General features: G+C 71.2%; 25 protein-coding genes. 18 read left to right on the top strand and 7 right to left on the bottom strand.

Annotation, left to right across the window (positions count from 1 at the left end):
• Positions 1 to 74: 74 nt before the first annotated feature.
• The 3 genes from MDN94_RS19635 to MDN94_RS19625 form a co-directional block, all read right to left on the bottom strand.
• Positions 75 to 944 carry an ABC transporter substrate-binding protein gene (locus MDN94_RS19635; protein ID WP_482727198.1) on the bottom strand — a complete coding sequence of 290 codons (870 nt, stop codon included), beginning with the start codon at positions 942 to 944 and terminating at the stop codon, positions 75 to 77.
• A gap of 130 nt (positions 945 to 1,074) precedes the next feature.
• Positions 1,075 to 2,190 (bottom strand): sensor histidine kinase, encoded by a 1,116-nt coding sequence (locus tag MDN94_RS19630; RefSeq protein WP_482727197.1) that lies wholly within the window; start codon positions 2,188 to 2,190, stop codon positions 1,075 to 1,077.
• A gap of 5 nt (positions 2,191 to 2,195) precedes the next feature.
• Positions 2,196 to 2,897 carry a response regulator transcription factor gene (locus tag MDN94_RS19625; RefSeq protein WP_482727196.1) on the bottom strand — a complete coding sequence of 234 codons (702 nt, stop codon included), beginning with the start codon at positions 2,895 to 2,897 and terminating at the stop codon, positions 2,196 to 2,198.
• A 111-nt stretch (positions 2,898 to 3,008) separates the two neighbouring features.
• On the opposite strand from MDN94_RS19625, the gene MDN94_RS19620 reads away from it, so the two are divergent.
• Positions 3,009 to 3,401 carry a VOC family protein gene (locus MDN94_RS19620; protein WP_482727195.1) on the top strand — a complete coding sequence of 131 codons (393 nt, stop codon included), beginning with the start codon at positions 3,009 to 3,011 and terminating at the stop codon, positions 3,399 to 3,401.
• Here the strand turns inward: MDN94_RS19620 and MDN94_RS19615 are convergent.
• Together MDN94_RS19615 and MDN94_RS19610 are read right to left on the bottom strand one after the other, a co-directional pair.
• Positions 3,341 to 4,054, bottom strand: a complete 714-nt coding sequence (locus tag MDN94_RS19615) for a helix-turn-helix domain-containing protein (protein ID WP_482727194.1) — start codon at positions 4,052 to 4,054, stop codon at positions 3,341 to 3,343. The genes MDN94_RS19620 and MDN94_RS19615 overlap by 61 nt on opposite strands.
• A gap of 192 nt (positions 4,055 to 4,246) precedes the next feature.
• Positions 4,247 to 5,398, bottom strand: a complete 1,152-nt coding sequence (locus MDN94_RS19610; protein WP_482727193.1) for a YihY/virulence factor BrkB family protein — start codon at positions 5,396 to 5,398, stop codon at positions 4,247 to 4,249.
• Between the two features lie 17 nt (positions 5,399 to 5,415).
• Here MDN94_RS19610 and MDN94_RS19605 point away from each other — a divergent pair, with 17 nt between their 5' ends.
• From MDN94_RS19605 to MDN94_RS19530, 16 genes are all read left to right on the top strand, one after another.
• Positions 5,416 to 7,065, top strand: a complete 1,650-nt coding sequence (locus MDN94_RS19605; protein ID WP_482727192.1) for an acyl-CoA dehydrogenase family protein — start codon at positions 5,416 to 5,418, stop codon at positions 7,063 to 7,065.
• 295 nt (positions 7,066 to 7,360) lie between these two features.
• Positions 7,361 to 8,641 carry a GAF domain-containing protein gene (locus MDN94_RS19600; RefSeq protein ID WP_482727191.1) on the top strand — a complete coding sequence of 427 codons (1,281 nt, stop codon included), beginning with the start codon at positions 7,361 to 7,363 and terminating at the stop codon, positions 8,639 to 8,641.
• 13 nt (positions 8,642 to 8,654) lie between these two features.
• On the top strand, positions 8,655 to 9,224 hold the full coding sequence (locus tag MDN94_RS19595; protein ID WP_482727190.1) for a GNAT family N-acetyltransferase: 570 nt from the start codon (positions 8,655 to 8,657) through the stop codon (positions 9,222 to 9,224).
• Positions 9,225 to 9,361: 137 nt separating this feature from the next.
• A complete protein-coding gene (locus tag MDN94_RS19590; protein WP_310650533.1) occupies positions 9,362 to 9,445 on the top strand; it encodes a putative leader peptide in 84 nt (27 codons plus the stop codon).
• Between the two features lie 114 nt (positions 9,446 to 9,559).
• Positions 9,560 to 11,257, top strand: a complete 1,698-nt coding sequence (locus MDN94_RS19585) for a nitrite/sulfite reductase (protein ID WP_482727189.1) — start codon at positions 9,560 to 9,562, stop codon at positions 11,255 to 11,257.
• A complete protein-coding gene (locus MDN94_RS19580; RefSeq protein ID WP_078951228.1) occupies positions 11,254 to 11,433 on the top strand; it encodes a hypothetical protein in 180 nt (59 codons plus the stop codon). Before MDN94_RS19585 ends, MDN94_RS19580 begins: the two co-directional genes overlap by 4 nt.
• Positions 11,430 to 12,131, top strand: a complete 702-nt coding sequence (locus MDN94_RS19575) for a phosphoadenylyl-sulfate reductase (protein WP_482727188.1) — start codon at positions 11,430 to 11,432, stop codon at positions 12,129 to 12,131. The genes MDN94_RS19580 and MDN94_RS19575 overlap by 4 nt, the downstream gene beginning before the upstream one ends.
• Entirely contained in the window at positions 12,131 to 12,697 is a 567-nt protein-coding gene (cysC, locus tag MDN94_RS19570; RefSeq protein ID WP_482727187.1) for an adenylyl-sulfate kinase, read from the top strand. The genes MDN94_RS19575 and cysC overlap by 1 nt, the downstream gene beginning before the upstream one ends.
• 91 nt (positions 12,698 to 12,788) lie before the next feature.
• Positions 12,789 to 13,724: a sulfate adenylyltransferase subunit CysD gene (cysD, locus tag MDN94_RS19565; protein ID WP_441261344.1), complete on the top strand. Its 936-nt coding sequence runs from the start codon at positions 12,789 to 12,791 to the stop codon at positions 13,722 to 13,724.
• Between the two features lie 2 nt (positions 13,725 to 13,726).
• Positions 13,727 to 15,067, top strand: a complete 1,341-nt coding sequence (locus tag MDN94_RS19560; protein WP_482727186.1) for a sulfate adenylyltransferase subunit 1 — start codon at positions 13,727 to 13,729, stop codon at positions 15,065 to 15,067.
• A 218-nt stretch (positions 15,068 to 15,285) separates the two neighbouring features.
• Positions 15,286 to 16,392 carry an ABC transporter substrate-binding protein gene (locus tag MDN94_RS19555; protein WP_482727185.1) on the top strand — a complete coding sequence of 369 codons (1,107 nt, stop codon included), beginning with the start codon at positions 15,286 to 15,288 and terminating at the stop codon, positions 16,390 to 16,392.
• A 37-nt stretch (positions 16,393 to 16,429) separates the two neighbouring features.
• Positions 16,430 to 17,224 (top strand): ABC transporter ATP-binding protein, encoded by a 795-nt coding sequence (locus tag MDN94_RS19550; protein ID WP_482727184.1) that lies wholly within the window; start codon positions 16,430 to 16,432, stop codon positions 17,222 to 17,224.
• Positions 17,211 to 18,119 (top strand): ABC transporter permease, encoded by a 909-nt coding sequence (locus tag MDN94_RS19545; protein WP_441261340.1) that lies wholly within the window; start codon positions 17,211 to 17,213, stop codon positions 18,117 to 18,119. The genes MDN94_RS19550 and MDN94_RS19545 overlap by 14 nt, the downstream gene beginning before the upstream one ends.
• Before the next feature lie 6 nt (positions 18,120 to 18,125).
• The gene (locus MDN94_RS19540; RefSeq protein WP_482727183.1) at positions 18,126 to 18,863 is read left to right on the top strand and encodes a sirohydrochlorin chelatase; all 738 of its coding nucleotides are present in this window, start codon (positions 18,126 to 18,128) and stop codon (positions 18,861 to 18,863) included.
• A gap of 91 nt (positions 18,864 to 18,954) precedes the next feature.
• Positions 18,955 to 19,443, top strand: coding sequence for a MarR family winged helix-turn-helix transcriptional regulator (locus tag MDN94_RS19535; protein WP_482727182.1), 489 nt, complete (start codon positions 18,955 to 18,957; stop codon positions 19,441 to 19,443).
• Positions 19,440 to 20,966, top strand: coding sequence for an MFS transporter (locus tag MDN94_RS19530; protein WP_482727181.1), 1,527 nt, complete (start codon positions 19,440 to 19,442; stop codon positions 20,964 to 20,966). The genes MDN94_RS19535 and MDN94_RS19530 overlap by 4 nt, the downstream gene beginning before the upstream one ends.
• A gap of 432 nt (positions 20,967 to 21,398) precedes the next feature.
• Here the strand turns inward: MDN94_RS19530 and MDN94_RS19525 are convergent, their stop codons facing one another.
• Together MDN94_RS19525 and MDN94_RS19520 are read right to left on the bottom strand one after the other, a co-directional pair.
• Positions 21,399 to 21,947, bottom strand: a complete 549-nt coding sequence (locus MDN94_RS19525) for a DUF1697 domain-containing protein (RefSeq protein WP_482727180.1) — start codon at positions 21,945 to 21,947, stop codon at positions 21,399 to 21,401.
• 77 nt (positions 21,948 to 22,024) lie between these two features.
• Positions 22,025 to 23,224, bottom strand: coding sequence for a S8 family peptidase (locus tag MDN94_RS19520; RefSeq protein WP_482727179.1), 1,200 nt, complete (start codon positions 23,222 to 23,224; stop codon positions 22,025 to 22,027).
• A 461-nt stretch (positions 23,225 to 23,685) separates the two neighbouring features.
• Here MDN94_RS19520 and MDN94_RS19515 point away from each other — a divergent pair, with 461 nt between their 5' ends.
• Positions 23,686 to 25,944, top strand: a complete 2,259-nt coding sequence (locus tag MDN94_RS19515) for an MMPL family transporter (protein WP_482727178.1) — start codon at positions 23,686 to 23,688, stop codon at positions 25,942 to 25,944.
• The last annotated feature ends 198 nt before the right edge of the window (positions 25,945 to 26,142 follow it).

The following is a 26,142-nucleotide window of genomic DNA, read 5'->3' as shown; positions in this document are numbered from 1 at the left end:
GCGACGTACGCCGCAGCCGACGCCACCCGGCCACCGGGGCCGGGGCGGCGCTGCCCGCCGAACGCCCGGGCCCGCTACGCCCCGAGGACGTCGGCGACCGCGTGGAAGAAGCGTGCGTGCGCCGGCGCGCTGGGCGGGATCTCCGGGTTCCACGGCAGGAGCCGGGCCCGGGCCCGGAGTGCGTCCCAGTGCGCCGCGCCCCGCAACCGCTCGACGGGGAAGGCATTGGCCCGCACGTCCACCAGGACCACGTCCGGTTCCAGCCGGGCGGCGGCGGCCCAGTCGGTGGTGGACCAGTTGACCCCGGCGCCCGCTTCCGGTTCTGCCAGGCCGACGCCGCCCGCCGACAGGGCCCGCAGATCGGACCAGGCTCCGGGCCTGGCCAGATGGACGCTGTCCCGGCCCGCAGGCGAGAGGGCCAGGACCCGCACCCCGGCCGCTTCGGCCGCGGCGGCGCCCAACCGCGCCCGCGCCGCTTCGAGGCCGGCCGCTGCCGACGGATCGGGTACCGCGCCGAGGGAGCGCGCCAGCGCGTCGAACCGCTCACGCACCTCGTCGAACGAACGCCCCTGGCCGACGTCCAGCACGACGACCGGGACGCGTTCCTCCAGGTACTTGGCCGTGTCCGGATCGAGGCCGTAGATCTGGTCGGAGCCGTACGTCACGGCCACCACCAGGTCGGGAGCGGCCGCCAGCACGGCGTCCGCGTCGACACCCGGGCCGGACCCGAGGTAGCTCACGTCGGTCAGCGGCAGGTCACCCGCCTTGGCCGGGTCGGGGCCCGCGCCGTCGTGGGCGGAGCCGAACACGCCCGCCGACAGGAGCCCGTGGTCGAAAAGAGCGGCGCCCGCCTGTATATAGGTGACCGGCCGGGCCGGGGTGCGTGGTGCGGACGCCGGCCGCCCGCGGTCGTCGAAGAATTCCCAGTGCGATTGTCGCGCCATGCGGCCAAGCCCCCCACGTCGAGCGGTCGTTCGGTGGTGTCGCTCCGGTCATCGACGTGTGACTGCCCCACCGCCCGCCACCTCACGCCTCACGGGCGGCGCTGCTTCGCTCCCGGGGAGCCTGGCCGGGTCAGCGCGGCGTGGCGGCGGGCAGGGACACCTCGAAGCGGCAGCCACCGCTCACATTGCTCACCTCCGCGCGGCCCGCGTGCGCCTCGACGATCCCGCGGACGATGGCCAGTCCGAGTCCCGCGCCGGCCGGCGGCGTACGGGCCTCGGAGCCGCGCCAGCCCGTGTCGAACACGCGGGGCAGGTCCTCCTCGGGGATGCCTCCGCAGCCGTCCGTGACGGAGACGACCACCCGGTCCTCGCGCCGTTCCGCGGCGACGGCGACCGTGCCGTCGGCAGGGGTCCGGCGGATGGCGTTCACCAGCAGATTGGCGAGGACCCGGGTCATCTCCTTGCCGTCCACCTCGACCGGGACCGGTTCGACGCCGTCTCCGACCAGACGCACGCCGTGCTCACGGGCCAGCGGATCGGCGCCCGCGAGAGCCTCCCCGACCAGGTCGTAGAGCGACATGCGGGTCGGGGTCAGCGCGAGCGCGCCCGCGTGGATGCGGGACAGCTCGAAGAGGTCGCCGACCATCGAGTTGAGCCGGTCGACCTCGGTACGGATCTGGCGGAAGTAGCGGTCGGGGTCCTGGACGACGCCGTCCTCCAGCGCCTCCGACATGGCACGCAGACCGGCGAGCGGGGTGCGCAGGTCGTGGGAGATCCAAGCGACGAGCTCGCGCCGGGACGTCTCGAGGGCGCGTTCCCGTTCCCGGGACTCGGCGAGCCGGTCGCTGGTGGCCGCCAGTTCCCTGCTGAGCGCCTCCAGCTCGGCCGTGGAGGGGACGCCGGGCGCGGCGAAGGCACCGCCGTCCCCGAACGACCGCGCCGCGAGGGCCAGTTCTCGGCTGCGTGCGACGACCCACCTGCCGAGCAGCAGGGCCGTCGCCAGGGAGACCACGGCCGCCATGGCCACGACCATGGTGACGACCGTCAGGTCGTGCGGCGACAGGAACATCGCCTGCGCGACCGCGAGGGTGCCCGCCAGCATGGCGGTGACGGTCACCGCCGCGACCACGGTCAGCGACACCGCGACGGAACGGTGCCGCAGCACCCGCAGCACCAGGGCGCCGACGAGCCCGGCCGCCGCGGCGCCCATCAGGGCGTAGAACGCGATGAGCAGCATGTCCCGCACGGCGATCAGCCCTCTTCCGGCGAGTCGAAGCGGTAGCCGACTCCCCATACCGTCTGGATCAGCTTCGGCCGGGCCGGGTCGTCCTCGATCTTGCCGCGCAGACGGCGCACATGGACGGTCACGGTCGACAGGTCGCCGAACTCCCAGCCCCACACGTCCTGCATCAGCCGCTCGCGGCCGATGGCCTTGCCCGGGTTCCGCATCAGATGGACCAGCAGGTCGAACTCCCTCAGCGTCAGCGCCAGTTCACGCCCGTCCTTCGTCGCGCGCCGCGCGCCCGGGTCCAGGACGATGCCCGCCGCCGCCAGCTCCGGCCCGGCACGCCGCTCCCCCGCCACCCCGCCGCCCCTGCGCAGCACCGACTCGACCCGCAGCACCAGCTCCCGCGGGCTGAACGGTTTGGTCACGTAGTCGTCCGCGCCCACCTCGAGGCCGAGGATGCGGTCGTCCTCGTCGCCGCGCGCCGTGAGCATGATCACCGGTACGGGGGCCTGTTCACCGGCCCGCAGCCGGCGGCACACCTCCAGCCCGTCCATGCCCGGCAGCATCAGGTCCAGCACGACCAGGTCGGGCCGCCGCCCGGTCGCGAGCCGCAGCGCCTGCGGCCCGTCGGCGGCACGGTCCACGGCGAAACCCGCGCGCTCCAGGTACCCGGTGACGACCTCCGCGACCGTCGGGTCGTCGTCCACGACCAGAATGCTCTGCATACAGCCAGTGTCCTCGCCCGCGGGGACCTGCCACGGCCGGGTGGCCTTACGAATCCGTGACGTCCGATTCGTTCAAGACCACCTGCCCCGCCCCGCCCTACGTTGATGCGCATGACTCCACGTTTCGACGCCATCGGCCTGGTCGTCAGCGACATGGCCGCCTCACTCGCCTTCTACCGCCGCCTCGGTCTCGACATCCCCGCAAAGGCGGACTCCGCGCCGCACGCGGAGGCCGTACTGCCCGGAGGGCTGCGCCTGATGTGGGACACCGAGGAGACGGTGCGCTCCTTCGACCCCGACTGGACCCGCCCCTCCGGCGGCGAACGCATGGCGCCGGCGTTCCTCTGTGGCAGCCCCGCCGAGGTGGACGCCTTGTACGACGAACTCGTCACCGCCGGATACCGGGGCCACCTCGAGCCCTGGGACGCCGTCTGGGGCCAGCGTTACGCGGTCGTCCTCGACCCCGACGGGCTCGGCGTCTCGCTCTTCGCCAGCGCCTCGTAGGCGCCCAGTGTGATCCCGGCCAGGGCGCGCATCTCCCGGGCGAGGTGCGCCTGGTCGGCGCAGCCGGCGCGGTGCGCGGCGTCCCCGTACGGGACGCCGCGGCGCACCAGTGCCAAGGCGCGTTGCAGCCGCAGGATCCGGGCCAGCGTCTTGGGGCCGTAGCCGAAGGCCTCCAGCGACCGCCGGTGCAGCTGCCGGGCGCCGAGCCCGGCCGCGGCGGCCGCGGCGGCGACCGTGCCACCGGCGTCCAGGTGCCGTACGACGGCCCCGAGCAGCGGGTCCGTCGGCACGGCCCGCTCCAGGGCGATCGCCTCCAGCTCCGCCGCCTCGTCGGGGGCCTCGCCGATCCGCTCGGCGAGCCTGCGCGCGTCCGCGTCGCCCCACAGCTCCGCGAGCTCCACCCGCCGGTCCCGCAGCTCGTGCGCGGGCACCCCGAGCACGGCAGGCGCACTCCCGGGCGCGAACCGCACCCCCGCCCAGGCTCCGCCCCCGCCGGGGGCGTGCGCGTGCGTGTCGGGCCCGGCGACGAGCAGCCGCCCCTTCGACCAGAGCAGATCCATACAGCCGTCGGGCAGCACGGGGCCGGCCCCGGAACCGGCACTCCGCGTCCACACGACGGCGCCGGGGACGACCGAGGCGCGCTCCGCGTACATGTCTGCGAGGCTATGCCCCCGCGGGGTCGTGTCCGCCCCCCCCACGGGTCCGACGTCCCCTTCCCAGGGGCGGGGTCGGCGCAGGCCGACGCCCCCCACCACCCGCCGGGCCGGCCACGGCCGCAGGGACGCCACGCCCCCGACCGGGCCGGCCCGCCGCGGCCACGCCCGAGCGCGCAGCGCTCGAAGGAACTACTCGCGGCCCTCCCGGCCGTTCTCCTTCGGCGTGTGCAGCCGCGCCCGCACGTCGTCCACCGGCAGGAACTTCGACCAGCGCTCCGGGAATTCGGACGGCATGTCCCCGCCGCCGTCCTCGTCGTCGGCGTCGTGCTCCCCGTCGCCGTACATCTCCGCGGCCCGCGCCCGTGCCAGCAGCTGCGCCGCTTCGGCGGCGCGGGCCCGCTCGTTCGCGGCGCGGGCCGCGGCCGTCGCGACCGACGGCCAGACCCGGTCGATCGCGGCGTTGACGGCCGCGCCGACGAGGACGGCGAACGCGGAGATGCCGATCCACAGCAGGAAGGCGATGGGCGCGGCGAGGGAGCCGTAGATCGTGGGGCCTTCGACCTGGCTGGTGAGGTAGATGCGCAGCAGGAAGCTGCCGAGGATCCACATGCCGAGGGCCACGAGGGCGCCGGGGATGTCCTCGACCCAGGGGGACCGGACGGGCACGGACACGTGGTAGAGCGTGGTCAGGAAGGCGATGGAGAGCAGTATGACGACGGGCCAGTACAGGAGCCGGACGACTTCCGTGCCCCAGGGCATGAGCTCGACGACCCTGTCGGGGCCGACGACGGCGAGCGGCAGTACGACCGCGCCGATCAGCAGGGCGACGATGTAGAGCAGGAACGCCAGCAGCCTGGTGGCGACGATGCCGCGGTGGCCGTCGAGCCCGTACATGACGGTGATGGTGTCGATGAAGACGTTGACGGCCCGCGACCCGGACCACAGGGCGATGGCGAAGCCGATGGAGATGAGGTCGGGCCGGCCGCCCTGGGTGACGTCTTCGAGGAGGGGTTTGGCGATGTCGTCGACGCCGCGGTCGGACAGGACGGTGCCGACGGCGGTGAGGATGTTCTCCTCGATGGAGGCGACGGTGGTGGTGTTGGTCCAGTCGTCGATGTAGCCGAGGAGGCCGATCAGTCCGAGCATCAGCGGCGGGACGGACAGCAGTGTGAAGAACGCCGCTTCGGCCGCCAGGCCGAGGATGCGGTATTCGATGCACGAATTGACAGTGTCTTTCAGCAGCAGCCATGCCATCTTCCGCTTCGATACGTTGCGGTAGAGGACTCGGGCCCGGTGGAGCCGGCCCGACGGCCGCTCGGGTGTTTCGTTTGCTGCCTGCACCTCCTTACCGTATCGGCATGGCAGCCAGCACCCACACAGTGACCAACCAGCCTCCGCCCCTGGTGGGGTACGACGTGTTCGCCGCCGACCGTGCCCTCGCGGAGGCGGTCGACCGGCACGTGGCGGCGGGGGCCGGTGACGCGGCGCGCGAGGAGCTCTCGGGGCTCGGACGGGCGGCGGGCTCGGCCGAGGCCCAGGAGTGGGGGGCACAGGCGGACGGGTTTCCGCCGAGGCTGCGGACGCACGACCGGTACGGGCACCGGATCGACGAGGTGGAGTTCCATCCGGCCTGGCACCGGCTGCTGGGCCGGGCCGTCTCCGCGGGTCTGGTGAATGCCTGGGGCAGGCCGGGCGGGCATGTCCGCCGGGCGGCCGGTTTCCTGGTGTGGACGCAGGTCGAGGCGGGCCACGGCTGCCCGGTGTCGATGACGCACGCCGCGGTGCCGGCGCTGCGTACCGATCCGGTGCTGGCCGCCGAGTGGGAGCCGCGGCTGACGTCGGCCGTGTACGAGGAGGGTCTGCGTCCGGCGTCGTCGAAGCATGGGGTCCTGTTCGGGATGGCCATGACGGAGAAGCAGGGCGGCAGTGACGTGCGGACGAATACGACGCGTGCCGAGCCGCTGGCGGAGGACGGCGCGTACCTGCTGACGGGGCACAAGTGGTTCTGTTCTGCTCCGATGAGCGACGGTTTCCTGGTGCTGGCGCAGGCGTCCTCGGCCATGGGGCGGGGCGGGCCGACCTGTTTCCTGGTGCCCCGGGTGCTGGAGGACGGGAGCCGGAACGTCTTCCGGATCCAGCGCCTGAAGGACAAGCTCGGCAACCGGTCCAACGCTTCGGCAGAGGTCGAGTTCGAGGGGACGTGGGCGCGGCGGGTCGGCGAGGAGGGGCGGGGGGTGCGCACGATCATCGGGATGGTGGCGGCGACCCGTCTGGACTGTGTTCTCGGTTCGGCCGCGCTGATGCGGCAGGCGGTGGCGCAGGCGATCCATCACACGGCGTACCGGAGCGCGTTCGGCGGGCTGCTGATCGACAAGCCGCTGATGCGCAATGTGCTGGCCGATCTGGCTCTGGAGTCGGAGGCGGCGACGACGCTGGGGATGCGGCTGGCGGCGGCGTACGACGCGGACACGGAGCGGGAGCGGGCGTTCTTGCGGCTTGCGGTACCGGCCGCGAAGTTCTGGGTGGCGAAGCGGTGCACGCCGGTGGTGGCGGAGGCGCTGGAGTGTCTGGGCGGCAACGGCTATGTGGAGGAGTCGGGCATGCCGCGGCTGCTGCGGGAGTCGCCGTTGAACTCGATCTGGGAGGGGTCGGGCAATGTGCAGGCGCTCGATGCGCTGCGGGCGCTGCAGAGGGAGCCGTCGGCGCTGAACGCCTTCCTCCAGGAGGTGGGCGAGGCGCGGGGCGCGGACCACCGGCTGGACGGGGCCATCAAGGGCCTGCTGACGGAGCTGGCGGATCTGGACGGTATCGAGGCGCGGGCGCGCCGGCTGGTGGAGCGGATGGCGCTGGTGCTGCAGGGTTCGCTGCTGGTGCGGTGGGCTCCGCCGGAGGTGGCGGACGCGTTCTGCGCGTCGCGTCTGGGCGGCGACGGCGGTTCGGTGTTCGGCTCGCTTCCGCACACGCTGGATCTGGCTTCGATCGTGGAGCGTGCCCGCGCGGTGGTGTGATCTCCGGGCGGTCCCGGGGACCGGGACGCACGCCGGCCCGAGACACCGAACGGGCGCGGGCCGCTGTGAGAGGGCCCGCACCCGTGACGGTTGACGGGTGGTGCTGCGCCGACACGGCACCACCCACACCGGCGAACCGGTGTTCCGTCACCTTCGTACACGCGCACGCCCCTTCGCGACGGTTGCAAAGGGTTGCATCCTTGTGTGGCATATCGCGGCGCACGGCGGCCGGCCGGGTGGAGGATTGGGGCGGCCACCCCCGCACACCGGACGCCGGCGTCGCCGAGGAGGACCCGTGAAGAATGCATCGCTCGATCTGGCCGGACTCGCGGCCATGGACACCGCCGAGGCCCTGCGGCTGCTGAAGGGTGTGCGGGACGCCGCCCTGTCCGGCCGCCGGCCGAAGGTGGGGCCCCGCGCGGACATCGACGAGTCGTGGCAGCGGATGCTGCGTCGTGGCCTGGACCCGGACCGGGACCGCAGAGCCGGACTGCTTCCGCTGGAGGAGCTGGAGCGGCGCAGGCTCGCCTCGCCGTTGCTGGAAGTGCTGCCGGTGCTGCGCGAGGGGCTGGTCGCCATGGCGGAGGGCGCGCAGCACATCATGGTCGTGGCGGACGCCGAGGGCCGGCTGCTGTGGCGGGAGGGCAGTGCGGCCGTTCTCCGCAAGGGCGATTCGCACGGTTTCGTGGTGGGCGCCGACTGGAAGGAGGAGCTGGTCGGCACGAACGGTGTCGGTACTCCTCTGGTGTCCCGGCGTCCTGTGCAGGTGCACTCCGCCGAGCATTTCGTCTCCACGCACCACACGTGGACCTGCGCGGGGGCGCCGATCACGGATCCGCGGGACGGCAGGCTGATAGGGGTCGTCGACATCAGCGGTCCACTGTCGACGATGCATCCGGCGACGCTGGCGCTGGTCACGTCGGTGGCCCGCCTCGCGGAGGCCGAGCTGCGCAATCGCCACCATGAGGCTCTCGACCGGCTGCGCAGTGTCGCTTCTCCGCTGCTGGGGCGGTTGGGCGGCCGTGCGGTGGCTGTGGACGCGAACGGCTGGCCGGCGGCGGTGACGGGCATGGCGCCGCCGGGCCGGCTGCCGCTGCCGAGCTCGGTGGGGGCAGGCCGACTGTGGCTGCCGTCGCTCGGTCTGTGCACGCTCGAGCCGCTGCCGGGCGGCTGGATGATACGCCTAGACGAGGCGTCTCCAGATGCCGCGGAGCCGGGGCGGGTGGTGCTGGACCTGAGCCGGCCGCGGCGGCCGTGTGTCACCGTCACGGGGGCCTCGGGGAGCTGGTCGCACGAGCTCAGCCCCCGCCATGCCGAGCTGCTGTACGTCCTCGCGCGGTTCCGCGACGGGCGGTCGGCGGCGCAGCTGGCGCAGGACCTCTTCGAGGATCCGACGCGGACGGTTACGGTGCGGGCGGAAATGTCCCGGCTGCGGCGGCATCTCGCGCAGGTCCTGGCCCACCGGCCGTACCGCTTCTCGGAGGAGTTGGAGGTGGAGCTGGTGCTGCCCGAGCGGCCGGCGGACCTGCTGCCGCACTCGAGCGCCCCGGCCGTGCGTCGGGGGCGGGTGCCGTGATTCCCTGTCGCGCATGAGCACCGTCACCGTGACCACCTGGTCCCTCGAGCAGACCTCCCCCGACGACCAGCGGCCGTCGGCCGTCCCGGGGGAGGGCATACGTGTCGTCCGCGCCGAGATCGCTTCGCCCGAGTTCAGCCGGTTCCTCTACACGGCGGTCGGCGGGGACGTCCGGTGGACGGACCGGCTGGGCATGACGTACGCCGAGTGGCGGGAGCTGCTGGACCGCCCGGGGGTCGAGACATGGGTCGCGTACGAGAAGGGGACGCCGGCCGGTTATGCGGAGCTCCAGGCGCAGGACGACGGCGTGGTGGAGATCGTCTACTTCGGGCTCATCCCGGCCTTCCGCGGCCGCCGGATCGGCGGTCATCTTCTGTCGGCCGGGGTGGCCCGCGCCTGGGACCTGGCGGAGCGGTGGCCGGGTATCGCGCCGACGAAGCGGGTGTGGCTGCACACCTGCTCCCTGGACGGTCCGCACGCGATGGACAACTACCTGCGGCGCGGGTTCCGTGTCTTCGACGAGAAGGTCACCCAGGAGGCGGAGATCTCCGCTCCGGGCCCGTGGCCGGGTGCCGCGGTCTGAGCGGCGAACGGTCCCGCCCGGGGGGCGGCGTACGTCCTCCGGTGACCCATGACACACTGTCTCGCGATGCGGGACAGTGTTGTCCACATCTTGGATGAAGGTGGACTGGGTCCAAAGTCCCATGACACGCTTCCGTCATGTCCAGCACTGGAATTGCCTTGGTGAGTCGGCGGCACGTCGACCTCGGCCGCATGTCCAGCGCCATCTGTCCGGCCTGCTGAGAGCTCAGCACCGCCGCACTTCCGCCTTTTCTCCACCCCGCCCTGCGCACCGTCGCGCTTCCCGCGAGTGTGCAGCTCAGAGCCGCCCTCCTGCAGTCTCGAAGGACTATCACCATGGCCGCCAGCCCTGAAAAGCCCGACTCCGTCACGCCCCGCCGCAAGGCCGGACGCCACCGTGGCGAGGGCCAGTGGGCCATGGGGCACCACACACCCCTGAACGGCAACGAGCAGACCAAGAAGGACGACGACGGTCTCAATGTGCGGACACGCATTGAGACGATCTACGCGCACCGGGGCTTCGACTCCATCGACGGCGCCGATCTTCGCGGACGCATGCGCTGGTGGGGCCTCTACACCCAGCGCAAGCCCGGGATCGACGGCGGCAAGACCGCGATCCTGGAGCCGGAGGAGCTGGACGACGAGTTCTTCATGCTGCGCGTGCGTATCGACGGCGGGCGGCTGACGACCGAGCAGCTGCGGGTCATCGGCGAGATCTCGCAGGAGTTCGCCCGCGGCACCGCCGACCTCACCGACCGGCAGAACGTGCAGTACCACTGGATCCGGATCGAGGACGTCCCGGAGATCTGGCGGCGGCTCGAGGCCGTCGGCCTGTCGACGACCGAGGCCTGCGGTGACACGCCCCGCACCATCCTCGGCTCACCGGTCGCCGGCATCGCCCAGGACGAGATCGTCGACGGCACCCCGGCCATCGAGGAGATCCACCGCCGGTTCATCGGCAACAAGGAATTCTCCAACCTGCCCCGCAAGTTCAAGACCGCGATCTCCGGATCGCCGCTGCTCGACGTGGCGCACGAGATCAACGACGTCGCCTTCGTCGGCGTCGAGCACCCCGAGCACGGCCCCGGCTTCGACCTCTGGGTCGGCGGCGGCCTTTCCACGAACCCCAAGCTCGGCGTCCGCCTCGGCGCCTGGGTCCCGCTGGACGAGGTCCCCGACGCGTGGGAGGGCGTGGTCTCGATCTTCCGCGACTACGGCTACCGCCGGCTGCGCAACCGCGCCCGGCTGAAGTTCCTTGTCGCCGACTGGGGCCCCGAGAAGTTCCGCCAGGTCCTCGAGGACGAGTACCTGAAGCGCAAGCTCGTCGACGGTCCGGCCCCCGAGCAGCCCGCCCAGCAGTGGCGCGACCACATCGGCGTCCACCGCCAGCAGGACGGCCGCTTCTACGTCGGCTTCGCACCGCGCGTCGGCCGCGTCGACGGGGCGACCCTCAACAAGATCGCCGAGTTGGCGGAGAACCACGGCTCCGGCCGCGTGCGCACCACGGTCGAGCAGAAGATGATCGTGCTGGACGTGACGGAGGACCAGGTCGACTCGCTGGTCGCCGGCCTGGAGGCGCTGGACCTGCGGGTCACGCCCTCGCCTTTCCGGAGGGGCACGATGGCCTGCACCGGCATCGAGTTCTGCAAGCTGGCCATCGTCGAGACCAAGGGCCGCGGCTCCGCCCTCATCGACGAACTCGAGCGGCGGCTGCCCGAGTTCGAGGAGCCGCTCACCATCAACCTCAACGGCTGCCCCAATGCCTGCGCCCGGATCCAGACCGCGGACATCGGTCTCAAGGGCCAGCTCATGCTGGACGACGAAGGCAACCATGTCGAGGGCTACCAGGTCCACCTCGGCGGCGCACTGGGGCTCGACCCGGCGTTCGGCCGCAAGGTGCGCGGGCTGAAGGTCACTTCGGCCGAGCTTCCGGACTACGTGGAGCGGGTCCTCAGGCGCTTCGAGGCGGAGCGCGCGGACGGCGAGCGCTTCGCCACCTGGGCGGCCAGGGCATCCGAGGAGGCCCTCTCATGAGCGAGCGCGCGGCACCGTTCTACTGCCCCTACTGCGGCGACGAGGATCTGCGCCCCAGCGAAGAAGGTCACGGCGCCTGGGAATGCGCGGCGTGCAACCGCGCATTCCAGTTGAAGTTCCTCGGTCTGCTGACGCGAGGACTTCAGCGCAACGACGGTGGAGGGGAAGAGATATGACGACGGTTCAGGCCGGGCGGGATCTCAAGTCGCTGGCCGAGAAGGCGGGCCGGGACCTCGAGGAGGCCTCCGCGCTGGAGATCCTCGAGTGGGCCGTGAAGACCTTCGGCCCGCGGTTCTGTGTCACCTCCTCGATGGAGGACGCGGTGGTCGCCCACCTCGCCTCCCGGGTGATGCCCGGCGTGGATGTCGTCTTCCTCGACACCGGCTACCACTTCGAGGAGACCATCGGCACCCGCGACGCCGTGGACGCTGTGATGGACGTCAACGTCATCACGCTGACGCCCCGGCAGTCGGTGGCCGAGCAGGACGCCGAGTACGGCCCGAAGCTGCACGACCGCGACCCCGACCTGTGCTGCGCGCTGCGCAAGGTCAAGCCGCTCGAAGAGGGCCTGACCGCCTACGAAGCATGGGCCACGGGCCTGCGCCGCGACGAGTCCCCCACCCGGGCGAACACCCCGGTCGTCGGCTGGGACGAGAAGCGGCAGAAGGTCAAGGTCTCCCCGATCGCCCGCTGGACGCAGGACGACGTGGACGCCTACGTCGCCGAGCACGGCGTGCTCACCAACCCGCTGCTGATGGACGGCTACGCCTCTGTCGGCTGCGCGCCCTGCACCCGCCGGGTGCTCGAGGGCGAGGACGCGCGCGCCGGCCGCTGGGCCGGGCGGGGCAAGACCGAGTGCGGGCTGCACGGCTGATGACGTACACACCGGAGATTCAGGAGAAGGAAGTGACCGGAGCCACCATCTGGCTCACGGGTCTGCCGAGCGCCGGCAAGACCACCATCGCGTACGAGCTGGCGGGCCGGCTGCGCGCGGAGGGCCACCGTGTCGAGCTCCTCGACGGTGACGAGATCCGCGAGTTCCTCTCCGCGGGCCTCGGCTTCACCCGCGAGGACCGGCACACGAATGTCCAGCGGATCGGTTTCGTCGCCGAACTGCTGGCGTCCAACGGTGTGAAGGTCCTGGTGCCGGTCATCGCCCCGTACGAGGACAGCCGGGACGCTGTGCGTAAGCGCCACCTGAGCGAGGGCACGCCCTATCTGGAGGTGCACGTCGCCACTCCGGTCGAGGTCTGCTCGGTACGCGACGTGAAGGGCCTGTACGCCAAGCAGGCGGCGGGCGAGATCAGCGGGCTGACCGGTGTCGACGACCCGTACGAGGAGCCCGAGTCGCCCGATCTGCGGATCGAGTCGCACAACCAGACCGTGCAGGAGTCCGCAGCGGCGCTCCACGCACTGCTCGGCGAGCGGGGCCTGCTGTGAGCGACGCAAGCGCGGCAGCCGGGCCGCAGCCGACCGCGATTCCCGCACCTTCGCGCCGTGCAGGCCGAGAAGCTCACGAAAGGGTCACCGCATGACGACCGTCGCCACTGTCCACGAGGGCACCGACAGCCCGTACGCGCTCTCCCACCTGGACGCTCTCGAGTCGGAGGCCGTGCACATCTTCCGCGAGGTGGCGGGCGAGTTCGAGCGGCCGGTGATCCTCTTCTCCGGCGGCAAGGACTCGATCGTCATGCTGCACCTGGCGCTGAAGGCGTTCGCGCCGGCGCCTGTGCCGTTCTCGCTGCTGCACGTGGACACCGGTCACAACTTCCCCGAGGTGCTCGAGTACCGGGACCGCACCGTCGCCCGGCACGGGCTGCGGCTGCACGTCGCCTCGGTGCAGGAGTACATCGACGCCGGCAAGCTGCGCGAGCGGCCCGACGGCACCCGCAACCCGCTGCAGACCGTGCCACTGACGGAGGCCATCCAGCAGCACCGTTTCGACGCGGTGTTCGGCGGCGGCCGGCGCGACGAGGAGAAGGCGCGCGCCAAGGAGCGGGTGTTCTCCCTGCGCGACGAGTTCTCGCAGTGGGACCCGCGCCGTCAGCGGCCCGAGCTGTGGCAGCTCTACAACGGCCGCCACGCGCCCGGCGAGCATGTGCGGGTCTTCCCGCTGTCCAACTGGACCGAGCTGGACGTGTGGCAGTACATCCAGCGGGAGAAGATCGAACTCCCCCAGATCTACTTCGCGCACGAGCGTGAGGTGTTCAAGCGGTCCGGCATGTGGCTGACCGCCGGCGAGTGGGGCGGCCCCAAGGACACGGAGACGCCGGAGAAGCGGCTGGTCCGCTACCGCACCGTCGGCGACATGTCCTGCACCGGCGCCGTCGACTCCGACGCCACCACGCTGGACGCCGTGATCGCCGAGATCGCCGCCTCCCGTCTCACCGAGCGGGGCGCGACCCGCGCCGACGACAAGCTGTCAGAGGCCGCGATGGAAGACCGCAAGCGCGAAGGGTACTTCTAAAGATGACCAGCCCCACCGAGCAGCTGGCCGAACAGCTCTCCGCCACCACCCTGCTGCGTTTCGCCACCGCCGGGTCCGTCGACGACGGCAAGTCCACCCTGGTCGGGCGGCTGCTGCACGACTCCAAGTCGGTCCTGGCCGACCAGCTCGAGGCCGTCGAGCACGCTTCCCGCAGCCGCGGCCAGGAGACCCCCGACCTGGCGCTGCTCACCGACGGCCTGCGGGCCGAGCGCGAGCAGGGCATCACCATCGACGTGGCGTACCGCTACTTCGCCACCCCGCGGCGGCGGTTCATCCTCGCCGACACCCCGGGCCATGTGCAGTACACCCGCAACATGGTCACCGGCGCGTCGACGGCGGAACTCGCGGTCGTGCTGGTCGACGCCCGTAACGGCGTCGTCGAGCAGACCCGCCGCCACGCCGCGGTCGCCGCCCTGCTGCGCGTTCCGCATGTGGTGCTCGCCGTCAACAAGATGGACCTGGTGGACTACGCGGAGCCCGTCTTCGCGAAGATCGCCGAGGAGTTCACCGCGTACGCCGCCTCGCTGGGCGTCCCGGAGATCACCGCCATCCCGATCTCCGCGCTGGCCGGCGACAACGTGGTGGACCCGTCCGCGAACATGGACTGGTACGGCGGCCCCACCGTGCTCGAGCACCTCGAGACCGTCCCCGTCAGCCACGACCTGACGACCTGCCACGCCCGGCTGCCCGTGCAGTACGTGATCCGCCCGCAGACGGCCGAGCACCCCGACTACCGCGGCTACGCGGGACAGATCGCCGCCGGCACCTTCCGCGTCGGCGAGTCGGTGACCGTGCTGCCCTCCGGCCGCACGTCGAAGATCTCCGGTATCGACCTGCTGGGCCGGTCCGTGGACGTGGCCTGGACACCGCAGTCCGTCACGCTCCTGCTGGAGGACGACATCGACGTCTCCCGCGGCGACCTCATCGTCCCGAGCGACGACGCGCCCGCCACCACGCAGGACATCGAGGCGACCGTCTGCCACGTCGCGGACGAGCCGCTCACCGTGGGCCAGCGGGTGCTGCTCAAGCACACCACCCGCACGGTCAAGGCGATCGTCAAGGAGATCCCCTCCAGGCTCACCCTCGACGACCTCTCCCAGCACCCGGAGCCCGGCCGGCTCGTCGCGAACGACATCGGCCGCGTCAAGGTCCGCACCGCGGAGCCGCTGGCCCTCGACTCGTACGCCCACTCCCGCCGCACCGGCTCGTTCCTGCTGATCGACCCGGCCGACGGCACCACGCTCGCCGCCGGTATGGCCGGGGACGCGTTCGCCGCCGAGGCCACGGCTCCCCCCGTGGACGACGAGGGCTGGGACTTCTGACGATGACCGACATCTACTCGACCTTCGCCAAGGAGGGCGGCCGCGTCGGCAGCGGGGCGCTCGGCGCGGGCACGGGCGGGGTGGCGCGATGTGCGCGATGACGTACGCGCACCGCATGCGCGCCCGCACCCCCCACCGCCGAAGACCCCGATTGTCCGCCGACGACCCGGCAGCGTCGCACATGACGTGAGACCGGGCCTACGAGAGGAAATCCTCCCGTGCCAGCCACCCGTACCTTCCTGAGGCGCGGCTTCGCCGCCGCCGCCGTGCCGCTCCTCGCCGTCGTCCTGACAGCCTGCGGCTACGGCTCCCAGGCCAAGGACGACTCGGTCGCTCCCGCCGCCAAGGGCGAGAAGACCGGCGGTCTCGACACCGTGAGGATCGGCTACTTCCCGAACCTCACCCATGCCACCGCCCTGGTCGGTGACCAGCAGGGCATCATCCAGAAGGAACTGGGCGGCACCAAGGTGTCGGCCTCGACCTTCAACGCCGGTCCCTCGGAGATCGAGGCCCTCAACGCCGGGTCCATCGACATCGGCTTCATCGGTCCCTCTCCGGCGATCAACGGCTATGTGAAGTCCAAGGGCGAGAGCCTGCGGATCATCGGCGGCTCCGCCTCCGGCGGGGTGAAGCTGGTGGTGAACCCGAAGAAGATCAAGAACCTCGGGGACCTCAAGGGCAAGCGGATCGCCACCCCGCAGCTCGGCAACACCCAGGACGTCGCGTTCCTCAACTGGATCGCGGAGCAGGGCTGGAAGGTCGACGCACAGACCGGCAAGGGTGACGTCTCCGTGGTCCGCACCGAGAACAAGGTCACTCCGAACGCCTATCTGTCCGGTTCGGTCGACGGCGCCTGGGTGCCTGAGCCGACCGCGTCGAAGCTGGTGAGCGACGGCGCGAAGGTGCTGCTGGACGAGTCGGACCTGTGGCCGGACAAGAAGTTCGTGATCACGAACATCATCGTGTCGCAGACGTTCCTCGCCGAGCACCCGGAGGTCGTCGAGGCGGTGCTGCGCGGCACGGTGAGGACGAACGCCTGGATCAACGCCAACCCCGACAAGGCGAAGGAAGCGGCGAACGCGAAGCTCCAGGAGCTGACCGGCAAGCCGCTGGCGCCCGAGGTCATCGACCCGGCGTGGAAGTCGATCCGCTTCACCGACGACCCGCTGGCCGCCACCCTCGACGCGCAGGCGGACCACGCGGTGCGGACGGGCCTGCTCCAGGAGCCCGACCTCGCCGGGATCTACGACCTGAAGCCGCTGAACAAGGTCCTCGCGGCCGAGGGCCGGCCCGAGGTCGCCGACGCCGGACTCGGCGTCAAGTAACCCGTAGAGCAACCGACTTTCCCAGGAGGTGACGACCATGGCCACTGCCATCGCCAAGGCCGAGGACCGCGTCGGTGTCGAGCACGAGTACGCGGCTCGCATCGGGCATGTCTCCAAGTCCTTCAACGGGCCCACCGGGCCGCAGCTCGTCCTGGACGACATCACGCTCGATGTCGCGCCGGGCGAGTTCGTCACCCTCCTGGGAGCGTCGGGCTGCGGCAAGTCGACGCTGCTGAACCTGGTCGCCGGACTCGACCGGCCGACCGTGGGGTCCATCGAGACCCCGGGCGGGCGGCCGGCCCTGATGTTCCAGGAGCACGCGCTGTTCCCGTGGCTGACCGCGGGCAAGAACATCGAGCTCGCGCTGCGGCTGCGCGGGGTGGCGAAGGGCGCCCGGCGCGAGGAGGCGGAGCGGCTGCTGGAGCTGGTGCGGCTCGGCGGCGCGTACGGCAAGCGGGTTCACGAGCTGTCCGGCGGTATGCGGCAGCGGGTCGCGATGGCGCGGGCCCTGGCGCAGGACAGCCAACTGCTGCTGATGGACGAGCCGTTCGCGGCGCTCGACGCCATCACCCGCGATGTGCTGCACGACGAGCTCACCCGTATCTGGCGGGAGACGAACGTCTCGGTCCTGTTCGTCACGCACAACGTCCGTGAGGCGGTGCGCCTCGCGCAGCGGGTGGTGCTGCTGTCGTCGCGGCCGGGACGGGTGGCGCGGGAGTGGGCCGTGGACATCGACCAGCCGCGACGTATCGAGGACCCCGCCGTGGCGGAGCTGTCCGTCGAGATCACCGAAGAACTGCGTGGGGAGATCCGCCGACATGGCCAGCACTGACACGACCGGGACGGCCACCGGGAAGGGCGCGGCGAGGTCCGACGATCTGGCGGGGCTCGAGGCGGGCCTCGACGCGCTCGACGCGGTGCAGGTGAACCGCACGCCGGTGCGCGAGGTGCTGCTGAAGAAGGTCCTGCCGCCGGTCACCGCCGTGGCGCTGGTGCTGGTGGCCTGGCAGGGGCTCGTGTGGGCGGAGGTCGCGCCGGATTACAAGCTGCCCGCGCCGTCCACGGTGTGGGACGGCCTGTCCGACATGTGGCTTCAGGGCACGTTGTTCGAGGTCATCTGGACCAGCGTCTCCCGCGGTCTCCTGGGCTTCCTGCTGGCGCTCGCCATCGGCACACCGCTCGGCCTGCTGGTGTCACGGGTGAGGTTCGTGCGCGCAGCGATCGGTCCGATCCTTTCCGGGCTCCAGTCGCTGCCGTCGGTCGCCTGGGTGCCGCCCGCCGTGATCTGGCTCGGCCTGAACGACTCGATGATGTTCGCCGTCATCCTGCTGGGCGCGGTTCCCTCGATCGCCAACGGCCTGGTCTCCGGCGTGGACCAGGTGCCGCCGCTGTTCCTCAGGGCGGGCCGCACGCTCGGCGCGACCGGGCTGCGGGGCACCTGGCACATCGTGATGCCGGCGGCGCTGCCGGGCTACGTGGCGGGGCTCAAGCAGGGCTGGGCGTTCTCCTGGCGGTCGCTGATGGCGGCGGAGATCATCGCCTCCTCGCCCGACCTGGGGCTCGGGCTCGGCCAGTTGCTGGAGAACGGCCGCAACAACGCCGACATGCCGGGCGTGTTCCTCGCCATCCTCCTGATCCTGATCGTCGGTATCGCGATCGACCTGCTGGTCTTCAGTCCGCTGGAGCGGTGGATCCTGCGCAGCCGCGGTCTTCTCGTCAGGAGCTGACCGCCGATGCACAGCTCTGTCCTCCTTGTCGTCGCGCACGGCAGCCGTGACCCTCGGCACGCGGCGACCGTCCACGCGCTGACCCGGCGGGTGTCCTCGCTGCGGCCGGGGCTGCGGGTGGAGACTGCGTTCCTCGACTTCAACGCCCCGGCGGTGCCGCAGGTCCTCGGCCGGCTGGCGGCCGAGGAGGTCCGGGACGTGGTGGCGCTGCCGCTGCTGCTGACGCGCGCCTTCCATGCCAAGGCCGACATCCCGGCCGTCCTGCGCCAGGCGCCTTCGGCACTGCGGATCCGCCAGGCGGAGGTCCTCGGCCCGTCGCCGCTGCTGCTGGCCTCCGTCCGGCGGCGGCTGTACGAGGCGGGTCTCACGCCGGCGGACATGAGCTCGACGGGCCTGGTGCTGGCCGCAGCGGGCTCCACAGACCCGGAGGCGATCGCAGTGATCGCTCAGACAGCGCGGGAGCTGCGGCACACCGGTTGGTGCGCCGTGCGGCCTGCGTTCGCCTCCGCATCCCTTCCCCGTACCGAGGACGCGGTCCGCGCGCTGCGGGCCGACGGCTGCGCGCGGGTGGCCGTGGCGCCGTACGTGATCGCTCCCGGCCGGCTGCCCGACCGCATAGCGGCGGGCGCCGCGGAGGCGGACGTGGTGGCGGACGTGCTGGGCGACTCGCCGGAGTTGGCGCGGCTGCTGCTGCGCCGCTACGACGAGGCCGGTGTTCAGCGCCTCCTGGCGGCCACCGCCTGACCGGACCCGGCGCCGGGCCTCCGCCGCTCCCTTGAGCGCGACAGCGCCGCTCGGTCGGCCCAATTTATCGCAGCACTGTTATATTAGCGCTGTGACACCCTCCGATCCCACGACACTTCCCGATCCCTGGCACTCCCTGCACGAACTCCTGGCCGCCATGGACGCGGAGATCGAGCAGGTCTACGTCGAGCGCGGCATCGAGGGGGTGAGGCCCAGATTTGCCTATCCGCTGATCCGGCTCTCCCACACCGGACCACTGACCATTCGCGAGCTGGCGAAGTCCCTGGACCGCTCCCACTCCGCGATCAGCCAGACCGTCGCCGCCATGCGCAAAGAGGATCTCGTCACCTCCGAGCCGGGGCCCGATGCCCGCACCCGGCGGATCGACCTGACCGAGCGCGGCCGGTCGCTGGTGCCGATCCTGGAGGCGGAGTGGCGCGCGACCCACGAGACGGTCGCCGAGCTGGACAGCGAGATCCCGTACGCGATGACCACCGTTGTCGAGGAGGTACGTCGGGCACTGGAACACCGGTCGATGCGGCAGCGGATCCTCGACCACCTCGTCGAGCCACCGCGGTGAGGGGAGGTGTCCGTGTCCGGTTCCTCGATACCCGACCGCTGCACAGCAGTCAGCCGTTCCGCGACCTGTGGATCGGTACCTCCGCCTCGCAACTCGGCGGGCAGATGGCCAACGTGGCGGTGCTGGCCCAGGTCTGGGACCTGACCGGCAGCCCAGTGGGCACCGGCGCCATCGGGCTCGCCACCGGCCTGCCGACGGTGCTGTTCGGGCTGCTCGGCGGCACGTTGGCCGACACCTTCGACCGCCGTGCGGTGGTGCGGGCCACCACCGCGGGCCAACTGCTGGCAGCCGCAGGGCTGTGTGCCCTGGCCATGGCGGACAACCGCAACGTGCTACTGCTGTTCGCCCTGGTGGCCGTGGGGACGAGCTGCAGCGCTCTCGGAGCTCCTGCCCGGCGCACCTTTCCGGTCCGGCTGCTGCCGGGCGACCAGGTCGCGGCCGGTCTTGCGCTGACCAACCTCTCCTTTCAGGCAGCGATGCTGATCGGTCCCGCGACGGCCGGGCTGATCATCGCTCACTGGGATTTCCCTGCCGCATACGCGATCCAGACCGTGGCCGTGGCCCTCTCGATGCTCGCGGTGATCCGCCTGCCTGCCATGCGGCCCGAAGGCGCCGACACGGCAGGCCGCAAGCGCCGGCCGGAGCGCGGCGGTTGGCGGATCGCCCTGCGCCGCCCGACGCTGTGGGGCTCGATGGCCACCGACCTGTCCGCAACGCTGCTCGCCATGCCCATCGCACTCTTCCCGCTGGTAAACGAGATCCGCTTCGGGGGAAACCCCCGGACCCTCGGTCTGTTCCTCTCGGCCGTCGCCGTCGGAGGGATCGCGGCCGGTCTGCTCTCCGGCACTGTGACGCGCCGGCGCCGTGTCGGCCTGGTACAGCTCTCCGCAGCCGGTGTCTGGGGCCTGGCGCTGGCCGGTTTCGGACTGGCGGGACCGTTGTGGCTTGCGCTCGGCTGTCTGGCCGTGGCGGGCGCTGCCGACACCGTGTCTGTCGTCAGCCGCGGTGCCCTGGTCCAATTGGAGACCCCCGACGCTTACCGGGGGCGGGTCTCCTCGGTGGAACACGTCATCGGTGTCGCGGGCCCCGAACTCGGCAACTTCCGTGGTGGCCTGCTGGCGTCGGCGACCTCCGCCTCCTTCTCCCTGGTCTTCGGCGGGCTGTCCGCCATCCTGGCGATCGCCGCCGTGTCCGCGACCAACGCGCCCCTTCGCGCCTACCGCACCCCGCCTGCTGCCGCGAAGACCACTGCCCCTGGAGTCGCCGACGCGGCGGCGGCCGCTGTCCAGGTCCGGGCCCCTCGGCCCCGGACCGGCACACGCGGGTCGCCGGCTCCCGTCATGTGCCGTGGCCGCCGTCGCGGCTTCCGCCGTCGTGTGGTCGCCGTCAGGGGGCCGACGATCGTCCACGGGCGCATCAAGTCGTCGTCCTCGCGTTCGAGAAATGTGGCAGTGGTGGATGTATGTCGCCGGCAATGTGGTGCCGCTGCCCGGAATGAGCGAGCGTGCCCGTCGGCGGGCTGAACTCCTGAGTGATGATTCTGGTCAGCGTCTCCGGACAGGGCCTGACCGTGTCCTCGTAAAACCGCGCTTCGTCCGGGTCCGGCGGAATCGGTAGTCGTACCAGCCGCGGCGTCCCCGGACGACCGCAGGTACAGCTTCTTCCGCATTGCGCCACGTCGAGGTTCGCGATTCACGCTGAACCACCGGACCCGTACCCGAGGATGTAGTTGCCCCCCCCGAGAGCGACGGCAAAGGTTCGGCTTCTGCCGCCGGTTCGGACTTGGTGGGACCCGTATCGCTACAGGTGCCCACGAACGCACGAGCGCAATGATCCCGCCGGTCGAATCGCTCTGCGCCGTTCGACGGCACACTCGAGGTCCATGGTGTATCCAGCCGCACGCTGTGAACCAGGGGTCGTGTCAAAGTCCGCCCGGCGCCGGCTCCGGCGCGCGGTCAGTCGCGGGTCATCTCCACCAGTTTGACGACGGTGTTCCAGTTGCGGCTCGTGGCGACGACGCCCTTGAGCAGACCCGGCCTGGAGAGCGCCGCCGCGAGCTTGGAGCGGCCAAGGCCTTCCGGCGCGTACAGATACAGTGCGCGGTCGCCCAGCCGGAACTCCTCCGGCAGGTAGGCCGCGGCGTCGACGGGTGCGAACCGGTCGGGAGCGACCCGCTCGGAGAAGTACGTGACGTGGAGCTGCTTGCCCTGGAGCGAGGCGGCGGGGAACGGGCACGCGTCGGCGACCGCCTTCAGATACCGCCCGTCGCGCACCAGGACGTCGACATGGAAGCCGAACGTCTCCTCGATCGCCTGCTCCAGGCCGGCGGCGAGCGCGTCCTCGTCCTTCTCCTCGCTACTGAAGACGGCGTTGCCGCTCTGGAGATAGGTCGCGACATCGCCGTGGCCCAAGTCCCCGATGAGCCCCCGCAGTCGCGCCATGGGGACCTGCTTGCCCGCACCCACGTTGATCCCGCGGAGCAGTGCCGCGTACCTCGTCGTCATGCTCGAACAATAAGGCGGTCGCCGTGCCCCGTGGGGGAGGGCACGGCGACCGCCGGTTCAGCGACGTGGGCCGTCGGTCACTCGACGACCTTCAGCAGCTTGTTGGGCGTGCCCGCGCTCGGGTTCGTGATCTTGCCCGCCGTGGCGCCTTCGGTGAGCGCCGTGGCGACCTGCTCCGGGGTCGCGTCCTTGTGACCCGCGAGGTAGACCGCCGCGGCGCCGACGACGTGCGGAGTCGCCATCGACGTGCCGGAGATGGTCTTGGTGCCCTCGTCGCTGTCGTTCCACGACGAGGTGATGTCGGAGCCGGGGGCGTAGATGTCCACGACCGCACCGAAGTTGGAGAAGTCCGACTGGGCGTCCTCCTTGGTGGAGGAGGCGACCGTGATGGCTTCCTGCACCCGCGAAGGCGAGCCCTGGCCCGCGTCGGAGGACTCGTTGCCGGCCGCGACACCGAAGGTGACACCGGCGGCGATGGCCTTGCGGACCGCCTCGTCGAGGGCCTCGTCGGCGCCGCCGCCGAGGCTCATGTTGGCGACGGACGGGCCCTGGTGGTTCTGGGTGACCCAGTCGATGCCCGCGACGACCTGCTCGGTGGTGCCGGAGCCGTTGTCGTCGAGCACCCGGACGGCGACGATCTTCGCCTTCTTGGCAACACCGTGCGCGGCGCCGGCGATGGTACCCGCCACGTGCGTACCGTGGCCGTTGCCGTCGTCGGCGGAGTCGTCGTTGTCCACGGCGTCGAAGCCGTGGGTGGCGCGGCCCTCGAAGTCCTTGTGGGAGATCCGGACCCCGGTGTCGATGACGTACGCGGTGACGCCTTCACCGGCGCTGTCCGGGTAGTTGTACTTGGTGTCCCCGGCCGTGTCGGCCTGGTCGACCCGGTCGAGACCCCAGGACGGCGGGTTGTCCTGGGTGGCGTTTATGGTGAACTTCTTGTTCTGGACGACCTTGGCGACGGCCGGGTCGGCGGCGAGGCGCTTGGCCTCCGTCTCGGTCAGACCGCTGGCGGAGAAGCCGTTGATGGCGGAGCTGTAGTTGCGCTGCAGCTTGCCGCCGTACTCGTTGGCCAGGCTCTTCTTGTCGGTCTTCTCGTCCAGCATGACGATGTAGCTGCCGGCGACGGCACCTTCGGCATTCGCACCGTAGATCTTGCCTTCGGCCGGAGCGGCCGCCCCGGCGAAGGACGTGTTGAGAAGCGTGACGCCTGCTGCGGCGGCCACGGCGGTTATGGCGGCGGTGAGCTTGATCCTGCTCGCGCGCTTGTGAGTTGCCATGAAGAGGGGTCTCCTCGTCATCATTTTTGTGGGGGGATCGCCCCGCGGACGGAAGATCTCCGGGGGCTGGTTCGAAACCCTGACCGATTGACGCGCCCAGATCAAGGCCTTCATGCAGCTGTGACTCAGTCAACAAGGTTTCGTAATAAGAAATCGGCCATGCCCTCCCAAGTCGGGCCGGACCTTCAAAGTGCCTTAGCTGTAAGGGGCTTCCATCGTTCTCGTCAGGGATGCGCACCGTTCCGGAGGAGGAGAAGGCGCCCGCCCCGACTCACCGTCCGGCAGGACGAGACGACCTGAAGACGCCCATAACTTCGAGTGGGGCGCCGGGCCTTTGCGCAGATTCCTCACACACTCGCCTCACGCGCAGATCACGGATATGGGCATTCCCGCACGCCATTCACACATTCGCTCACATTCACCGGACGAACGCACCGGCACTACGAGGGGACTTGCCTGTCATGGGGAGAGCAGGAAGCGGTCCGCGCGGTATCGCCGCGCGGGCGGGCGGCTGGAGCGCGCGGCACCGCTGGGCCGCTGTGGGGATCTGGGTACTGTTCGTGCTGCTCGCCATGGTGGCGGGCTCGGCCGCGGGCACCGTCGAACTCAAGGACAGCGAGCAGCTGTCCGGCGAGACCACACAGGCCGCACGCATCACCGAGCAGGCCGGCATCGAGGAGGCCGCCTCGGAGAGCGTGCTCGTGCAGGCCAAGGACGGCGCGGCCAGGGCGGACGACCCTGCGTTCCGCGAGGCCGTCGACGACGTCGTGCGGACGGTCGAGGGAACGGGTGAGGTCACGGCCGTGACGTCGCCCTACGAGACGAAGAGCATCTCGAAGGACGGCCGCAGCGCCCTGGTGCAGTTCGACGTGCGCGGCGACCCCGAGACCGCGAGCGAGCGGATCGACCCCGTGCTGAAAGCCGTCGCGGACGTCCAGGACCGGCACCCGGACCTACGGGTCGAGGAACTCGGCAGTGCCAGCATGGGAAAGACGTTCGACGAGGCGTTCGGCGACGACTTCCGGCGGGCCGAGTTCTCCGCCGTGCCCGTCGCACTGGGCATCCTGCTGATCGCGTTCGGAGCGCTCGTCGCCGCACTGCTGCCGGTACTCCTCGCCATCACCGCGATCATGGCGACGATGGGCCTGATGGGCGTCGTCAGCCATGTGATGCCGATGAGCGAGACGGCCAACTCCGTGATGCTGCTCGTCGGTCTCGCCGTCGGCGTCGACTACTGCCTGTTCTATCTGCGGCGCGAACGCGAGGAGCGGGCCGCCGGCCGCGACGGCCGCACCGCCATCATGATCGCGGCGGCCACCAGTGGGCGGGCCGTCGTCGTGTCCGGTGTGACGGTGTGCGTCGCCATGGCGGGCATGCTCTTCACCGGCATCGGGGAGTTCGAATCGATGGGACTCGCCTCGCTGATCGTGGTGGCGGTGGCGATGGTCGGCTCGGTCACCGTGCTGCCCGCGCTGCTGTCCCTGCTCGGCGAGCGGGTGGAGAAGGGGCGGCTCCCCTTCCTCGACCGCCGCAAGCGGGCCGCCGGTGCGCACAGCGGTGAGAGCCGGTTGTGGAGCCGGGTGCTCGGCGGTGTGCTGAGGCGCCCGCTGGTGTCCCTGGTCGTCGCCGCCGGCGCGCTGGTCGCCGTCGCGCTGCCCGCCCTCGGCATGAGGACCCAGAACTTCACCCTGGACCAGGAGTTCGGCGACTCGGTCCCGATCGTGGCGACGTACGAGCGGATCAACGAGGCGTTCCCGGGCGGCGCCGACCCGGCGCAGGTCGTCGTCAAGGCGGACGACATCGACTCACCGCGGGTACGGCAGGCCATCGCCGGCTTCCGGGAGGGGGCCGTCAGTTCCGGCGCGTCCGAGGGACCGGTGGAGGTCGTCACCCACAAGGCGCAGAACGTCGCCTTCGTCTCCGTCCCCCTGGTCGGCGGATCCGACCAGGACCGGGCGGAGAAGAGCCTCGAGAAGCTGCGGGACGAGGTCCGGCCCGCGACCCTCGGCACGGTCGAGGGCGTCGAGGCGCCGATCACCGGCCAGGTCGCCGGCTCCAAGGACTTCAACGACCAGCTGACCGGGGCCGTCGTGCCCGTGTTCGCCTTCGTCGTCCTCTTCGCCTTCGTCCTGATGCTGCTGTCGTTCCGCTCCCTGACGATCGCCGTCACCTCGATCGTCCTCAACCTGCTGTCGGTGGGCGCGGCGTACGGCATCCTGACCGCCGTCTTCCAGCACGGCTGGGGCGCGTCGCTGGTCGGCGCGGAAGGCGTCGGAGCGATCATCGCGTGGCTGCCGCTGTTCCTGTTCGTGATCCTTTTCGGGCTCTCGATGGACTACCACGTCTTCGTGGTGTCACGTATCCGCGAGGCGAGGGCCCAGGGCCGAAACACCCGCGACGCGATCACGCACGGCGTGGTGACGACGGCGGGCGTGGTGACGAGCGCGGCGGTCATCATGGTCGCGGTCTTCGCGATCTTCGGAACGCTGTCCATGCAGTCGATGAAGCAGATGGGCGTCGGCCTCGCGGCGGCGGTGCTGATCGACGCGACGGTCATCCGCGGGGTGCTGCTGCCCGCGATCATGGCGTTGCTGGGTGAGGGGAACTGGTACTTCCCGAAGTGGCTCCGCCGGCTCCCGGACATGACCCACGACGAGCCGCCGACGCCTGAACCGGGCCGGGCGGACGAGGCGCGGGGGTCGGACCCGGTCCACGTCTGAGGCGGGCGGGTGGGGGCGGGTGGCGCCTGCGGCGGACCTGTCCCCATACCCTCCGAACCGGGGCAAGCCCCGGACCCCGTACCGCCTTCAACGGTCCCCTCGATCTCCCCCTACGGTCCGGGCGGCCGTGGGAGGAGCTTCAGGCGCGAAGGCGGGCCCTGAGACTGCGCGGAGCGCGCTGACGGGTCCGGGCGGGGC

This window comes from Streptomyces sp. WAC00040 (assembly GCF_056835925.1).
Note: the sequence above shows the minus strand (reverse complement) of the source record. Positions and strands in the feature narration are given on the sequence as shown.

Bases quoted from the DNA above. Each gene is read 5' to 3' on its own strand.
- MDN94_RS19635 (WP_482727198.1), bottom strand. From the start codon at position 944: ATGGCGCGACAATCGCACTGGGAATTCTTCGACGACCGCGGGCGGCCG.
- MDN94_RS19625 (WP_482727196.1), bottom strand. From the start codon at position 2,897: ATGCAGAGCATTCTGGTCGTGGACGACGACCCGACGGTCGCGGAGGTC.
- MDN94_RS19620 (WP_482727195.1), top strand. From the start codon at position 3,009: ATGACTCCACGTTTCGACGCCATCGGCCTGGTCGTCAGCGACATGGCC.
- MDN94_RS19615 (WP_482727194.1), bottom strand. From the start codon at position 4,054: ATGTACGCGGAGCGCGCCTCGGTCGTCCCCGGCGCCGTCGTGTGGACG.
- MDN94_RS19605 (WP_482727192.1), top strand. From the start codon at position 5,416: ATGGCAGCCAGCACCCACACAGTGACCAACCAGCCTCCGCCCCTGGTG.
- MDN94_RS19595 (WP_482727190.1), top strand. From the start codon at position 8,655: ATGAGCACCGTCACCGTGACCACCTGGTCCCTCGAGCAGACCTCCCCC.
- MDN94_RS19590 (WP_310650533.1), top strand. From the start codon at position 9,362: ATGTCCAGCACTGGAATTGCCTTGGTGAGTCGGCGGCACGTCGACCTC.
- MDN94_RS19585 (WP_482727189.1), top strand. From the start codon at position 9,560: ATGGCCGCCAGCCCTGAAAAGCCCGACTCCGTCACGCCCCGCCGCAAG.
- MDN94_RS19580 (WP_078951228.1), top strand. From the start codon at position 11,254: ATGAGCGAGCGCGCGGCACCGTTCTACTGCCCCTACTGCGGCGACGAG.
- MDN94_RS19575 (WP_482727188.1), top strand. From the start codon at position 11,430: ATGACGACGGTTCAGGCCGGGCGGGATCTCAAGTCGCTGGCCGAGAAG.
- cysC (WP_482727187.1), top strand. From the start codon at position 12,131: ATGACGTACACACCGGAGATTCAGGAGAAGGAAGTGACCGGAGCCACC.
- cysD (WP_441261344.1), top strand. From the start codon at position 12,789: ATGACGACCGTCGCCACTGTCCACGAGGGCACCGACAGCCCGTACGCG.
- MDN94_RS19560 (WP_482727186.1), top strand. From the start codon at position 13,727: ATGACCAGCCCCACCGAGCAGCTGGCCGAACAGCTCTCCGCCACCACC.
- MDN94_RS19550 (WP_482727184.1), top strand. From the start codon at position 16,430: ATGGCCACTGCCATCGCCAAGGCCGAGGACCGCGTCGGTGTCGAGCAC.
- MDN94_RS19545 (WP_441261340.1), top strand. From the start codon at position 17,211: ATGGCCAGCACTGACACGACCGGGACGGCCACCGGGAAGGGCGCGGCG.
- MDN94_RS19540 (WP_482727183.1), top strand. From the start codon at position 18,126: ATGCACAGCTCTGTCCTCCTTGTCGTCGCGCACGGCAGCCGTGACCCT.
- MDN94_RS19525 (WP_482727180.1), bottom strand. From the start codon at position 21,947: ATGACGACGAGGTACGCGGCACTGCTCCGCGGGATCAACGTGGGTGCG.
- MDN94_RS19520 (WP_482727179.1), bottom strand. From the start codon at position 23,224: ATGGCAACTCACAAGCGCGCGAGCAGGATCAAGCTCACCGCCGCCATA.
- MDN94_RS19515 (WP_482727178.1), top strand. From the start codon at position 23,686: ATGGGGAGAGCAGGAAGCGGTCCGCGCGGTATCGCCGCGCGGGCGGGC.